Source organism: Bulleidia sp. zg-1013, assembly GCF_019798045.1.
Lineage (GTDB): Bacteria > Bacillota_I > Bacilli_A > Erysipelotrichales > Erysipelotrichaceae > Bulleidia.
In genome coordinates this window covers 61,840-75,061 of record NZ_JAGXEX010000001.1, presented here as the reverse complement: position 1 = coordinate 75,061, position 13,222 = coordinate 61,840, and the positions used below count along the sequence as shown (strand labels likewise).

Annotated in this window: 14 protein-coding genes; all 14 read left to right on the top strand. The window is 35.6% G+C overall.

Annotated features, from left to right (window positions below):
* Positions 1-15: 15 nt before the first annotated feature.
* From alaS to mscL, 14 genes are read left to right on the top strand one after another with little or no spacing between them, the layout of a single operon-like run.
* The gene (gene alaS, locus K7I92_RS00340; RefSeq protein ID WP_220281617.1) at positions 16-2,643 is read left to right on the top strand and encodes an alanine--tRNA ligase; all 2,628 of its coding nucleotides are present in this window, start codon (positions 16-18) and stop codon (positions 2,641-2,643) included.
* A 59-nt stretch (positions 2,644-2,702) separates the two neighbouring features.
* On the top strand, positions 2,703-2,975 hold the full coding sequence (locus K7I92_RS00335; RefSeq protein WP_006627435.1) for an IreB family regulatory phosphoprotein: 273 nt from the start codon (positions 2,703-2,705) through the stop codon (positions 2,973-2,975).
* Positions 2,972-3,394, top strand: a complete 423-nt coding sequence (ruvX, locus tag K7I92_RS00330; protein WP_203245647.1) for a Holliday junction resolvase RuvX — start codon at positions 2,972-2,974, stop codon at positions 3,392-3,394. The genes K7I92_RS00335 and ruvX overlap by 4 nt, the downstream gene beginning before the upstream one ends.
* Before the next feature lie 2 nt (positions 3,395-3,396).
* Positions 3,397-3,639 carry a DUF1292 domain-containing protein gene (locus K7I92_RS00325; protein WP_203245648.1) on the top strand — a complete coding sequence of 81 codons (243 nt, stop codon included), beginning with the start codon at positions 3,397-3,399 and terminating at the stop codon, positions 3,637-3,639.
* Complete coding sequence (gene mltG / locus K7I92_RS00320) at positions 3,636-4,703, top strand: endolytic transglycosylase MltG (RefSeq protein ID WP_203245649.1); 1,068 nt, start codon at positions 3,636-3,638, stop codon at positions 4,701-4,703. The genes K7I92_RS00325 and mltG overlap by 4 nt, the downstream gene beginning before the upstream one ends.
* The gene (locus K7I92_RS00315; protein WP_220281616.1) at positions 4,700-5,161 is read left to right on the top strand and encodes an 8-oxo-dGTP diphosphatase; all 462 of its coding nucleotides are present in this window, start codon (positions 4,700-4,702) and stop codon (positions 5,159-5,161) included. Before mltG ends, K7I92_RS00315 begins: the two co-directional genes overlap by 4 nt.
* Positions 5,158-5,790 (top strand): uridine kinase, encoded by a 633-nt coding sequence (gene udk / locus K7I92_RS00310; RefSeq protein WP_203245651.1) that lies wholly within the window; start codon positions 5,158-5,160, stop codon positions 5,788-5,790. The genes K7I92_RS00315 and udk overlap by 4 nt, the downstream gene beginning before the upstream one ends.
* A 23-nt stretch (positions 5,791-5,813) precedes the next feature.
* Positions 5,814-6,287, top strand: coding sequence for a transcription elongation factor GreA (gene greA, locus K7I92_RS00305; protein ID WP_203245652.1), 474 nt, complete (start codon positions 5,814-5,816; stop codon positions 6,285-6,287).
* Between the two features lie 44 nt (positions 6,288-6,331).
* Positions 6,332-6,787 carry a ComEA family DNA-binding protein gene (locus tag K7I92_RS00300; RefSeq protein ID WP_220281615.1) on the top strand — a complete coding sequence of 152 codons (456 nt, stop codon included), beginning with the start codon at positions 6,332-6,334 and terminating at the stop codon, positions 6,785-6,787.
* Positions 6,756-8,399, top strand: a complete 1,644-nt coding sequence (locus tag K7I92_RS00295; protein WP_220281614.1) for a hypothetical protein — start codon at positions 6,756-6,758, stop codon at positions 8,397-8,399. Before K7I92_RS00300 ends, K7I92_RS00295 begins: the two co-directional genes overlap by 32 nt.
* Complete coding sequence (gene holA / locus K7I92_RS00290; protein WP_220281613.1) at positions 8,392-9,393, top strand: DNA polymerase III subunit delta; 1,002 nt, start codon at positions 8,392-8,394, stop codon at positions 9,391-9,393. Before K7I92_RS00295 ends, holA begins: the two co-directional genes overlap by 8 nt.
* Positions 9,380-10,570, top strand: a complete 1,191-nt coding sequence (locus K7I92_RS00285; protein WP_220281612.1) for an L-serine ammonia-lyase, iron-sulfur-dependent, subunit alpha — start codon at positions 9,380-9,382, stop codon at positions 10,568-10,570. Before holA ends, K7I92_RS00285 begins: the two co-directional genes overlap by 14 nt.
* Entirely contained in the window at positions 10,564-12,720 is a 2,157-nt protein-coding gene (locus tag K7I92_RS00280; protein WP_220281611.1) for a U32 family peptidase, read from the top strand. Before K7I92_RS00285 ends, K7I92_RS00280 begins: the two co-directional genes overlap by 7 nt.
* A complete protein-coding gene (gene mscL, locus K7I92_RS00275; protein ID WP_203245657.1) occupies positions 12,695-13,072 on the top strand; it encodes a large conductance mechanosensitive channel protein MscL in 378 nt (125 codons plus the stop codon). The genes K7I92_RS00280 and mscL overlap by 26 nt, the downstream gene beginning before the upstream one ends.
* The last annotated feature ends 150 nt before the right edge of the window (positions 13,073-13,222 follow it).

Below are 13,222 nucleotides of genomic sequence, written 5' to 3'. Positions count from 1 at the left end.
TATGGAGGAAAAGATATGTCAAAGAAAAAACTAACCGGTAATGAAGTACGTCAATTGTTCTTAGATTTTTTCGCATCGAAGGGTTGTATGATTGAACCGGGGGCTTCTTTAGTGCCACATGATGATCCAACATTGCTTTGGATTAATGCCGGTGTCGCCGCTTTAAAGCCTTATTTTGATGGTCGCAAGAAGCCGGCCAGTCATCGTATTTGCAATGCTCAAAAATCCATTCGTACAAACGACATTGAAAATGTTGGTAAGACTGCTCGTCATCATACTTTCTTTGAAATGTTAGGTAATTTCTCAATTGGTGATTATTTCAAGGTAGAAGCAATCTCATGGGCTTGGCAATTTTTAACATCCAAAGATTATATCGGCTTTGAACCAGAACGTTTATACGTAACGGTTTATCCGGATGATCAAGAAGCAATCGATACTTGGGTTAAAGTGGGCATGATACCAAGCCATATTCGTAAAACCGATGATAACTTCTGGGAAATTGGTCGTGGACCTGGTGGACCCGATACAGAATTATACTATGACCGTGGAGAAAAGTACGATCCGGAGGGAAAAGGCGAAGAATTGTTCTTTAAAGATTTAGAAAATGACCGTTATATTGAAGTTTGGAATATTGTCTTTTCACAATACGATTGCCATCCCGGTGAAATGCCAAGAAGTGAATACCCTGAACTACCGCAAAAAAATATTGATACGGGTATGGGATTAGAACGTTTAGTGGCTTTAATTCAAGAGGGTGAAACTAACTTCGATACGGATTTATTTTTACCAATCATCCAGGCAACTGAAAAGCTGTCGAAGTTTTCTTATAGTGATGAAAAAGCGAAGATGGCTTATCGTGTAATAGCTGACCATATCCGTACTGTAACCTTTGCGATTGCGGATGGAGCCATGTTTTCTAATGAGGGTCGTGGATATATTTTAAGAAGAGTTTTAAGAAGAGCTGTTCGTTTTGGTTTGAAGCTTGGCATTGAAGGTGCATTCATGTACCAATTGGTTGAAGTGGTCGCAAAGAATATGGAAGCTTATTATCCTTATGTTGTTGAAAAGATTGATTTAATTTCAAAGCTTGTGAAAATGGAAGAAGAAGCCTTCCACCGTACTTTATCTATGGGTGAAAACCTTCTTCAATCCGCCATGAACCAGCACCAAAGTGAAAAGAAACTACCAGGGGATGTGGTGTTCCAATTGTACGATACCTACGGTTTCCCTTTTGAATTAACGAAGGAAATTTCTTCTGAAGCTGGTTATGTAGTCGATGAAGAAGGATTTAAAGCACAAATGAAAGCACAAAAAGAACGTGCTCGTAAAGCTCGTGGTGAGCAACAATCTATGCATGGTCAATCAGAAGACTTACTGAACTTTGAAGCTGAAAGTAATTTTGTTGGTTATGATCAAAAGGAGATGAACAGCTCTATTATCGCTTTATTTAAGGATGGAGAACGGGTTTCTTCTTTACTTGGTGAAGGGGATGTTGTTCTTAAAGAAACAGTCTTCTATGCAGAAAGTGGCGGTCAATGTGCTGATACGGGTATCTTGTCTTATGATGGGCAAGATATTCAAGTTACGGATGTACAGAAGGCTCCTAATGGTCAATTTTTACATCATGTGAACACAGCTGTTGAATTAAAAGAAGGTTTTAAAATTCATGGTCAATATGATTATGAAAATCGTGAATTAACTCGTGCAAACCATTCTTCCTTACACTTATTACAAGCGGCTTTAAAAAAGGTACTTGGGGACCATGTAGCGCAAGCTGGTTCATATAATTGCCCAAGCTATGCTCGTTTCGACTTTAACCATTTTGAAAAAATGAGTGAGGAACAACTAAAAGAAGTGGAAGATTTAGTGAATGATCAAATCATGGCTAATATTCCAGTTACAACGGAAGTTTTAGCCATTGAGGATGCGAAGAAGTCCGGTGCGACTGCTTTATTTGATGAGAAATATGGTGACTTTGTGCGAGTTGTATCGATGGGGGATTTCTCGAAAGAATTTTGTGGTGGAACGCATGTTCAAAATACTTCTGAATTAGGTTTATTTCATATTGAAAGTGAAGAAAGTATCGGATCGGGTGTACGTCGCATTACATCCACAACTAAAAAGGCAGCTTTCGATCATTTTAAAGAAATGGAAACTTATTTGAAAGAAAGTGCTTCTTTATTGAAATTAAAGAAATGGAATACTTTACAAGATCGCATTCATATCTTATTAGAAGAAAACGCAAGCTTACAAAGTCAAATCAAAGAATTAAAAGTAGAAAAGATGAAGGTAGAAAGCGAAGCTCTTCTTAGTAAAAAAGAAGAAATTCATGGCTTGAATGTCTTAATCTTAGAGCTACAGGGGCAAGATAATTCCGGACTAAAAGATTATGCGGTATTATTAAGAAATAAATTAGAGAATGGTTTTGTGTTAATTGCGAATACAACGGATGATAAGGTAGTCTTTGTGGCGGCGGCTAGTCCGGCAGCAATTGCGAAAGGGGTTTGTGCTGGTGATGTTGTGAAAAAAGTGGCGCAATTGACGGGTGGTAATGGTGGCGGTAAGCCGGATTTAGCCCAAGCCGGTGGGAAAGAAGTGGATAAAGTGAATTTAGCTTTAAAAAGTATCCGTGAATCACTATAATTTATTTTTAAATCAAATAAAATTGTTATAGAATGAAAAGGGAATAGGAGGGGTACATTATGAATGAGAAAAATCGTGAATTGACAGAAACTGTTAGTTTCAATGCGGAAGAGTTGCGTCGTGAGAATATTAAGGAAGTTCTTCAGCACGTTGAAAAAGCGTTGACAGAAAGAGGATATAATGCGATTAACCAAATGGCCGGTTTCTTAATTTCAAATGATCCTGCTTATATTTCTTCGCATAATAATGCTCGCAACATCATTCAATCGATTGAGCGTCATGAGATTATTGAGGAATTGGTTCGTTATTATTTAGAGGGACAAAATAAGTGAGTAAATACCTAGGATTAGATCTAGGCAGTGTTACATGTGGTGTTAGTGCTTCAGAAACCGGTTTTATTGCCCATACTGTTGAAACCATTCGTTTTAAGAGTGAAGATTATAATGAAGCCATGGATAAAGTGTTAGCGGTAATTGAAAGAGAAAAGCCTGATGAAATTGTATTGGGCTATCCCTTGCTTTTAAATGGGGATGTAGGTCCTAGAGCGAAGTTGTCAGAAGAGTTTAAGGAAGTTTTAGAGGCAGAATGTGGTTTACCTGTGCATTTAATGGATGAACGTTTTACCACGGTTGAAGCCGAAGAAATTCTTTTACAAGCCGATGTTTCGCGTAAGAAGAGAAAAAAGAAGATTGATCAGTTAGCGGCGGTACAAATTCTTCAATATTATTTGGATCGCTATGGAAAGAGGTAATCATGCAAGAAGATCGCATGCTGATACAGCTAGACGATGGAAGAGAAAAAGAAGTTCACATTTTATTTACGGTTCAAAAAGATGGGAAAGACTATGTGGTATTTGAAGATTTGGATAACCAAGATGGTACCGTTTATGCCTATCTTTATGATGAAAACAATGAATTAGTTGCACTTTCGGATGAGGATATGGAAATGATGGAAGAAGTGATTCAAGCCTTTAGTGAGGAGGAATACGAAGAATGAAAAAAATTCTCCGATTTTTGTCCTTTTTAGTTCTTGTACTTATATTAGGTGCCGGGCTTTATGGTGGTTATGGCTTTTGGATGGTTCAAAAGCCAATGAGTGCCGCTTCCAGCAAACAAGTTTTTATCATTGAAGCAAACACACGTTCAAAAACCATTTTCCAAAATCTTGAGAAACAAGGTTTAATTCACAACGCAAATTTTGCGCAATTGTATGCAAAAATCAATAAGATCGGTAATTTTAAGGCAGGGCAATTTGAGGTAGATAAAGCTTGGGATTTGAAAACATTAATTACCACTTTATCCGATATTAAAAAAGCCCAATCCGGCTTAAGTAAAGTGTCGGTGATTGATGGTTATTGGGCAAAGGATATTGCAAAAGCCGTGGCAGTGAAAACCAATGTAAAAGAAGAAGATTTATTGAAACTTTGGAAGAATAAAGTTTGGATTCAATCCATTCAAAGAGACTATCCTTTTTTAACCGAGGATATTTTCAAAGCTTCTATTCGTTATTCTTTAGAAGGCTATTTATCCCCGGCGACTTATTCGTTTGACCATAACACAAGTGCTGAAAAGGTAACGAAAACTTTATTAAATCAAAGTTTGAAGATTTATCAGAAATATGAATCTGAATTTAAGAAATCCTCACTATCGGTTTCAGAAGTTTATACCTTAGCTTCGATTATTCAGTATGAATCCGGCTCTAAATTAGAAGAAGGCAGAGTGATTGCAGGTATTTTTCTGAATCGTTTGAAGGCAAAGATGCCTTTGGGTTCTTCCTCTAGTGTATGTTATGCCATGAATGTGGAAAGAGCGAAGGGAGATTGGAAAGCTTGTGAGGTCAATTCCAATGTGGATTCTCCTTATAATACTTATAAAAATAGAGGTCTACCGCCAGGACCAATCAATAATCCTGGAGAAGTAGCGATTCAAGCAGCTTTAAATCCACAAGAAACAGATTATTTGTTCTTTATGCATGATGTGAAAACAGGTAAAGTGTATTATGCAAAGACTTATGAAGAACACCAAAAGAATGTGAAGGAACATTTAAATCTAAAGTCATGAGGGAAAGTGCAGTAACTTACTTGGTATCTAAGAAACAAATTTTGATGTTACTAAGAAATAAAAAAGAAAAAGATCTCAATGCCGGTAAATGGCTTGGTGTTGGTGGTAAGAAGGAAGTCTATGAAACGATAGAAGAATGTGCGATGCGAGAGGTTTATGAAGAAACAGGCTATCGAATTCGCTCTTTAAAAGCAATGGGAATCCTGGATTTTGTGTATCCATATTTGGATGTAGAAAGAATTCATGTTTTTCTTTGTCAAGAATTTGATGGTATTGAAAAAGAATGTTTAGAGGGTGAACTGCATTGGATTGATATTTCAAAAATGGATGCTTTAAATCTTTGGTCAGGTGATCGTTATTTCTTGCCTAAGATAGTAGAAAATGATTGTCCCTACTTTCATTATGTAATGAAGTATGATGAACAAGACGTATTGGCGGATGTAAAGGAGTTAGTATGAGTAAGCCGATCATTATTGGAATTGCGGGGGGTAGTGCCTCAGGAAAAACAACGATATCGAGAACCATCCAAGAACGTTTTAAGGAAAGAACATCAGTTATAACCATTCGTCAAGATGATTATTATAAGGACCAATCGCATTTAACGATGGAAGAAAGAGTGAAAACGAACTATGATCATCCCTTTGCTTTTGATAATGGGCTTTTGATTCAACAATTGAAGGAATTATTAAACCATAAACCAATTGAAAAGCCTACCTATGATTTCGTGAATCATACGCGTAGTTCGGTAACGGAAGTGGTTGTGGCTTGTGATGTGATTGTCTTAGAAGGATTGTATGTTTTAGAAGAAGAGAAACTTCGTTCACTTTGTGACATTAAAATTTTTGTTGAAACGGATGCTGATGTACGCTTTATTCGTCGCTTGGTGCGTGATGTGAAAGAAAGAGGACGTTCTTTGGATTCCATCGTGACGCAATACATGACAACCGTTCGCTCAATGCACAATTTATTTGTGGAGCCAAGTAAGCGTTATGCGGATGTGATTATTCCGGAGGGTGGTCGCAATACGGTTGCGATTGATTTGATTACAACAAAAATTGATAGTATCCTCAATATAATGATGGTATAATTTAACGGATTAAGGAGTATTTTATGTCAGAAAATAAAATTTATGTTACTCAAGAAGGTCTTAAAAAGTTACAAGATGAATATGATAATCTTGTCCACGTTGTTCGCGAACAAGTAAAAACCGAATTAGCTGAAGCCCGTGCGCAAGGGGACTTAAGTGAAAACGCTGATTATGATGCAGCTCGTGAAATGCAAGCGCAAGTGGAATCTCGTATTGCGGAATTAGAAAATAATTTACAAAACTATGTCTTAATTGATACCACAAAAACAAAAGATTCCACAACGGTTCGTATTGGGGCAACGGTTCAATTGGAATTTTTAGATACCAAAGAAGTGAATGAATATATGATTGTCGGTTCGACAGAAGCGGATCCTTTAAATGGTAAGCTATCTAACGAAACACCTTTAGCCCAAGCTATCTTGGATCATAAGGTGGGTGATACCGTTTCAGTGAATGTCGCAAAGCCATACAAGGTAATTATTATTTCAGTTAAGTAAGGATTTTAAAATTGATTGGTAAAACGATAAGAGGGGTGTTTCCTATGAGACGACTGCTTATTGTTTTTTTATGTTTTCTTTCTTCATGCCGGCCAAAGTCTTATTTAGATGTTCAAGAAATTGATCAAACAAATATTCGCATTACAATTATGACAGAAAAGCAGGAACGGAAAGAACTTGTTATCCAAGCAAATAGTACTATTGAAGATATCGTAAAGCTTGTTCCGATTGATTTTCAAAAGCACCATTACAATCCTAAACAAGTCCTTCATGAAGGGGATGTATTATTTTTAGATGCAAAAGAAAGTACTAAGGTATCTTTAAATACAGCCAGTCTTAACGATTTCATGAAAATAAAAGGCATAGGCAAAAAGATGGCACAAAGAATTTTGGATTATCGGAAAGAAAATGGACTTTTTCAAAAGCTGGATGACTTACAAAAAGTCAAAGGAATTGGTAAGAAAAAGTATGAAGAACTCCAAAGCCAAATTACTTTATAAAGCTATTCAAGACTGTCTTTTAGAAGTGGCTATATTTTCTATCTTAATCCATATTTGTGCAGAGAAATATCGCATTTATGCGCTTTTGTCTTCGCTTTTATATTTATTATTCAAGTATAAAAAATGGTACTATTTTCTTATATTTCCTTTACTAGTAATACCATGTTTCTTAAAGGTATCCATTCAGTTAAATCATTTAACATTGATTGAAAAAAGGGAAGCTTCATCAGTGATGGTGGATAGTTTTGGTCAAAAAATCATCCTTAAGAGAACATTGCAAGAACCGTTGGGTAGCCTTTATGCCATAGAAGGAAAGGTTGAAAAAAGTAATCATCAAGATTTATTGACTTTACCTTTGCTAACACAAAGAGATAGCTTAAAACCAAAAGAAATCCGTCTTCTTCGACAAGGAAAGGGGTATTTAGCTCAAATTGAAAAGAAAATAGAAGAGGTTTCATTCAAACAAAAGGATTTCTTACAATCTATTTTATTGGGTTATTACCAAAAAGGTTTTTTCCATGGCTTTGCTTGGATTGGTTTGGTGAAGATGATTTCATTTCTTTTTCGTTATCATTTAGACCGTACGCAAAGAAAATACTTAGAAATCATTTTGTATACACTAATTCTTATCTTCCTAAGTTATCAAACTATTCTTGTTTTGCATATCTTATGTCATTTCATTTCATTTCTGAATTGGGATAAAGCGAATCAATATGGTTTATTGCTGTATAGTAGTTTACTTCTATTTCAAAAAGAGTTCTTTTCATTGGGAATTTTAGTAGCACTTTTTTATCAAAGTGAATTCTTATGGCGATTAAAGAAAAGAGATGCCTTTTTTCTTCGTTTTTTATGTTCCATGTATGTGTTTGGCTCGTTTCAAATTCTAATGACCATTGGCTATTCATTCTTTCGAAAGATACAGGCTTTTTTGTATTTAATTTGTTTGTTTTATGTATATACAAAACAAGCCTTTCTTTTTAATAGCATTCAAATTCTGTTTCACCCATTTACCTTTTTAGATAACCTGCGCATTGGCTATTCTTTTTCTTGTTTGTGGTGGGTTTTGATTGGGGTATTTTTCTTCTTGAAAAGAAAAACAATGTTCTTAATTCTATGTTCTATTTTTATCCTTATTAGTCCTTATTTCAGCCGACAAGTTATTTTAGTAAGCCGGCAAGGATTACCACTATTTTTGCTTCAAAATGGTCAACATCTAAAGATTGTTCATGCCGGTCAATGCTTAGATAACTTTTTAGAAAACTATCAAAAAAAGTATCCTTTTAGAGACTATGTTTTGATAGATGGTCGAAAGAAACTGATTCAAATGGGGGATTTTCTTTGGAACTTTTCCGATCAAACACCCAAATATAAAGCCAAGTATTTGATTCTGGATAATGCGAAGAATTTTATAGAAAAAATGGATCGAAGCGAAGCGAAAATTCTTATTTTATCAAAATCTTTAAAAATTAGTCAGGAACAATTTTTAAAAGAAAATCATAAACTTTATTTTAGTTTGCAAGAAGAAAAAGGACTGCGTGTTCTTTTTTGGAAATTTGGTATACAAATCCAAACAGGAAAAGGGAATTTTGCTATAATGAGTGCTGATGAATAGTGTGTACTTAATTAGTGGCGATGATCGTTACCGAAAGGAAGAATACCTTTCCTTTTTAAAGCAAACAAAGGAAATTGAAACAAGTGAAATTGAGATTTTTGATGCTTCTAAAGTCAAGAATTTTTCCATGCCACTTTTCTTTCATAGCTTGGCTAGCCAAAGTTTATTTGATATGGGAAAAAGAATGGTCATTTTAAAAGATGCCTATTTTTTATCCACTTCTACAACCAAAGGGAATGAGAAAGATTTAGACTATTTTCAAAAAGAAATGGTCTTGTACCTAAAAGATCCTAATGAACAAATTGTGCTTGTTATCTATATGGATGAAGTTAATTTGGATGCGCGAAAGAAATTAGTGAAATTTCTGAAGAAAGAAAATATCGAACAAAAAACATTCACCGCTTTAAAGCCATGGGAATTTCCAACTTATGCAAAGCAACGATTGCAACAGGAAAAACTTTCGCTTAATCAAGCAGCTTTTGATGAACTCATTCTTCGAGTTCAAAATGATAGTCTTCTTTTACAAAGAGCAGTTGAAAAACTAAAACTTATTCCTAAAGATTGTTATGATTTAAAGGATATTGAAGAACTAGTTAGTTATTCACCGGAAGTGGATGTTTATGCATTAGGTAATGTTTTTTTAGAGGGGGATTTCAAAAAAACCTGGAAAATTTTAAAACGATTTCAAGCAGCCGGCGTAGACACGCAAGCTCAAATTGCTTTATTGGCTTCAAGATTGCGTCATTTATATGACATGAAGGAATTAAGAGAACTTGGTTACGATGAAATGACCATTGCTACGCGCTTGCGAGTAAAACCCTATGCCATTCAAAAAGGCTTAGAAGCTTGTTCTTCTTGTTCGGCCTTGTCACTTTTAAAATTTTTAAAAGAATTAGCGGATTTAGATCAGGAAATCAAAATTGGAAAAATTGACGCAAAACAAGGATTTGAGTATTTCATCCTTAGAAATGGAAGGACCTATGCAAGCAATTAGAGAGTTATATAAGATAGGAAGAGGACCAAGTTCATCACACACCTTAGCTCCCGAAAGAGCTTGTCGTTTATTTGTGCAAGAATTTGGTGAGCATCCTTACTATGAGGTGGAATTATATGGTTCTTTGTCTTTAACAGGAAAGGGACACAATACGGATTTAATCATCCAAGAAACTTTGCCAGGTAAAGTGGAAATTAAATGGAAGCTGGAATGGAAAGAGGATTTCCCAAATGGCTTTTATTTAAAGGCTTTTAATGAGAAAAAAGAGCTGGAACATATATGGACTGTTTTTTCGCTGGGTGGAGGAAGTATTCAGGTCTTAGAAAAAGACTTTGATTTTAATGATGAAGTTTATGTAGAAAACAACTTTAATGAAATCAAAGTTGTTTTAGAGAAGAAACAATGGGATTTGTTGGACTATGTTTTATCGTATGAACCAGATATTCTAAGTTATTTAGAAGAGGTTATTTTAGCCGAGATGAATAGTGTTTCAAATGGTTTAAAAAGCGAAGGGATTTTGCCTGGAAATCTAAAATTAGCTCGTTGTGCTAAGGATTTATTTGAATTAGCTAAAGGGGATGAGCGACTGCAAATTATGTCTTATGCTTATGCGGCCAATGAAGAAAATGCATCTATGAGAACGGTTGTTACAGCACCGACCTTGGGTGCTTGTGGAATTATTGCGGCTTTATCCTACTATTTGGTGGTGGATAAAGGCTATACTGTTTCCGAGGTAGCGAAAGCTTTAGCAGTCGGTGGTGTGTTTGGTAATGTCATTAAACAAAACGCAACAATTTCCGGGGCGATGGGTGGATGTCAAGCCGAAGTTGGTTCAGCCGTATCCATGGCTTGTGCTATGTTGGCTTGGATTCGTAAAGAAAATTTAGAAGTGATTGAATCAGCGGCGGAAATTGGTATGGAACATCACCTTGGTTTGACCTGTGATCCGGTGCAAGGCTATGTGATGATTCCTTGTATTGAAAGAAATAGTCAAGGGATATTGCGTGTTTTGGATTCGGTTCACTTAGCTTCCACTTTAAGAAAAATTAAGAAAGGTCGTATTAATTTTGACACGATTGTTGAAACAATGAAGGAAACAGGACGTGTTATGGACATTCAACTTCGGGAAACATCAAAGGGTGGTCTGGCAAAATTTTATAAGGATTCGCAATGTTAAAAAAGAAGATAGAATTATTGGCTCCGGCAGGTAGTATGGAAAGTTTAATAGCAGCAATTGAAGGCGGTTGTGATGCGGTGTATCTTGGCTTGTCTTCTTATTCCGCAAGAGCCTTTGCCCCAAACTTTTCATTGGATAATATTGCCGAAGTGATTGCGTATTGTCATATTCGTAGTGTACGGGTGTATGTAACGATGAATACGCTTATTTATGAATCGGAACTAAAAGGCGTTCAAAAGGCAGTAGATGTGTTATACCATGCGGATGTGGATGGTATCTTGGTACAAGATTTAGGTTTATACCATTATATTCATGAAGTTTATCCGGATTTAGATTTGCATTGTTCCACGCAAATGCACGTTCATAATGTGGCCGGGGTTCGCTTTATGAAGGAACAAGGTGCTTCGCGTATTGTGGCAGCGCGTGAGAGCTCTTTAGAAACCATTCAAAAGATGTGCCAAGAAGATATTGAAATTGAAGTTTTTGTGTATGGTGCCATTTGTATTGCGTATAGTGGACAATGTTTGATGTCTTCAGTAATGAAAAATCGTTCTGCTAATCGAGGAGCTTGCGCCCAAAATTGTCGTTTGAAGTACAAAGAAGATGGATCCTTTTCCAAAGAAGGAGAGTATGCTTTAAGTCCCAAGGATTTAAATGCGCTTGAATTGGTTCCCGATTTAATTGAAATGGGTGTTGCTAGTTTGAAGATTGAAGGACGTATGAAGAAAGCGGAATACGTTTATACAGTTACTAAAGCCTTTCGAGAAGCAATTGATGCTCACTACAATCACCAAAGTTATCATTTATCCAGGACAAAAGAAAAAGAGCTATTAGAACTCTTCAACCGTGGTTTTTCAAGAGGGCATCTAGCCCATTCTTCAACGTTTGAAAGGATGTCTCATGTTCGAGCAAATCATCAAGGAATTCCACTAGGTAAAGTGAAAGCTATTCATGGTCACTTTATTGAAATTATTTTGCAAGAAGACTTAAATCAAGGAGATGGAATTCGTATTTTATCGTATCCAGAAGACATTGGCTTTGTGGTCAATAAGATGGAGAATAAGAAACATTTATTAACCAATAAGGCTAAAAAAGGGGAAGTTGTTCAAGTGTATTGTCCGGAAGGCTGGCCAAAGATAAATGATGAAGTTCGCTTGACAAGCAATTCGTATTTATTGAAAGAAGTTTCTTCCCTAATTGAGAAACATGAAAGACGTGTTTCTTTGTCCATTCATTTAGTGGCGAAGGTGAATCAGTTTTTGTGTATGCAAGTGAAAGATGGTACTCATAAATTTCAATTAGCAACAAAAATGAAGTGCCAAAAAGCTTTAAAGCAACCTCTAAGTCAAGAACGTTTAAAAGAAGCATTCGGACAATTAACCAATTCTGCTTATCGCTTAGACAACTTTTCTTGTGAGTTAGAAAAAATCTTTTTACCAATGAAAGAAATCAATGAGCTTAGAAGGAGGATGATTCAAAAGTTAGATGAAATTCGTTCCACCTTTCATAAGCGCATTGGGAAACAAAATTATCAATTCAAACCGGATAACCCGCATTACCAAGGAGAACGCTTATTGGTTCGTGGTGCAGTTTCTTCTGTAAAAGCCCGTTATTTACAAAAAAAGGATTATACAGCGGTGGTGGATGAATATTTACTTGAACCTAGTGACCATGAAAACCAAGTGTTAAATGAACCGGGTGATTTCTATGGTCAAAATAAACACTGTCTTGCAGGAATGCCTCTTAATATTAGCAATAGTTATGCGATGGCGTATTTCTTATCCTTGAAGGGAGTGGATGCCTTGATTTTATCAAGTGAATTAAATCCACTACAAATTCGAGATATGATTCAAAATTTTGAAAACCGTTATGGCTTTACAGCATTTACCTATCAATTTGTGTTTGGTAAAAGAGACTTAATGATTATTAAGCATGGCTTTGAAGAAAAAAATATAAAACAATTAAGTGATTTGCAGGACAATATTTATGATTTGTCTTATACTAATGAGCAGGTAATCATTCATGAGCCTAAGAATTTCCACGCTTCAAATCAATATGCGCAGGGCAGTTATTTGATTATGAATGAGAAACTAGATAACGCAAATAAAATTTTGGAGGATGCGTATGAAGAACTTTATGAACGAATTTAAAGATTTTGCCTTAAAAGGAAATGTAATGGATTTGGCTATTGGTGTTATTATCGGTGGCGCATTTCAAACCATTATTAAGTCATTTATTGAAAACATTATTAATCCAATCATTGGTATTTTATTCCAAGCCGATTTTGGCAAGGTTGTGATTCAAATGGGACCTGTCAACTTAGGAATTGGTGCTTTTTTATCAGCCGTGATTAACTTTGTGTTATTAGCTTTAGTCTTATTTGTGATGGTAAAAGCTATTAATAAGTTAAAGAAACCAGTTGAGGAAGAAGAAAGTGCAGCTGTGAAATCAGATGAGGCTCAATTATTGGAAGAAATCTTAAATCAATTAAAGAAACAATAAATTGAATAAAAACTACCACATAAACAGTTAATTGTGGATATTGGAAGGGCAAAATATACTGTAAACCTCCCTTCAAAAATATCCGAATAAAAGAAGCTAATTATTGAGGTGACCCCCAAAAGTTAGACCAAAATTCTAACGATTGGGAGG

Excerpts from the sequence above, each read along its gene's own strand:
- K7I92_RS00280 (WP_220281611.1), top strand. The coding sequence starts at position 10,564 with ATGTTAAAAAAGAAGATAGAATTATTGGCTCCGGCAGGTAGTATGGAA.
- alaS (WP_220281617.1), top strand. The coding sequence starts at position 16 with ATGTCAAAGAAAAAACTAACCGGTAATGAAGTACGTCAATTGTTCTTA.
- K7I92_RS00325 (WP_203245648.1), top strand. The coding sequence starts at position 3,397 with ATGCAAGAAGATCGCATGCTGATACAGCTAGACGATGGAAGAGAAAAA.
- greA (WP_203245652.1), top strand. The coding sequence starts at position 5,814 with ATGTCAGAAAATAAAATTTATGTTACTCAAGAAGGTCTTAAAAAGTTA.
- K7I92_RS00315 (WP_220281616.1), top strand. The coding sequence starts at position 4,700 with ATGAGGGAAAGTGCAGTAACTTACTTGGTATCTAAGAAACAAATTTTG.
- mltG (WP_203245649.1), top strand. The coding sequence starts at position 3,636 with ATGAAAAAAATTCTCCGATTTTTGTCCTTTTTAGTTCTTGTACTTATA.
- K7I92_RS00295 (WP_220281614.1), top strand. The coding sequence starts at position 6,756 with ATGAAGAACTCCAAAGCCAAATTACTTTATAAAGCTATTCAAGACTGT.
- udk (WP_203245651.1), top strand. The coding sequence starts at position 5,158 with ATGAGTAAGCCGATCATTATTGGAATTGCGGGGGGTAGTGCCTCAGGA.
- holA (WP_220281613.1), top strand. The coding sequence starts at position 8,392 with ATGAATAGTGTGTACTTAATTAGTGGCGATGATCGTTACCGAAAGGAA.
- K7I92_RS00285 (WP_220281612.1), top strand. The coding sequence starts at position 9,380 with ATGCAAGCAATTAGAGAGTTATATAAGATAGGAAGAGGACCAAGTTCA.
- K7I92_RS00300 (WP_220281615.1), top strand. The coding sequence starts at position 6,332 with ATGAGACGACTGCTTATTGTTTTTTTATGTTTTCTTTCTTCATGCCGG.
- mscL (WP_203245657.1), top strand. The coding sequence starts at position 12,695 with ATGAAGAACTTTATGAACGAATTTAAAGATTTTGCCTTAAAAGGAAAT.
- K7I92_RS00335 (WP_006627435.1), top strand. The coding sequence starts at position 2,703 with ATGAATGAGAAAAATCGTGAATTGACAGAAACTGTTAGTTTCAATGCG.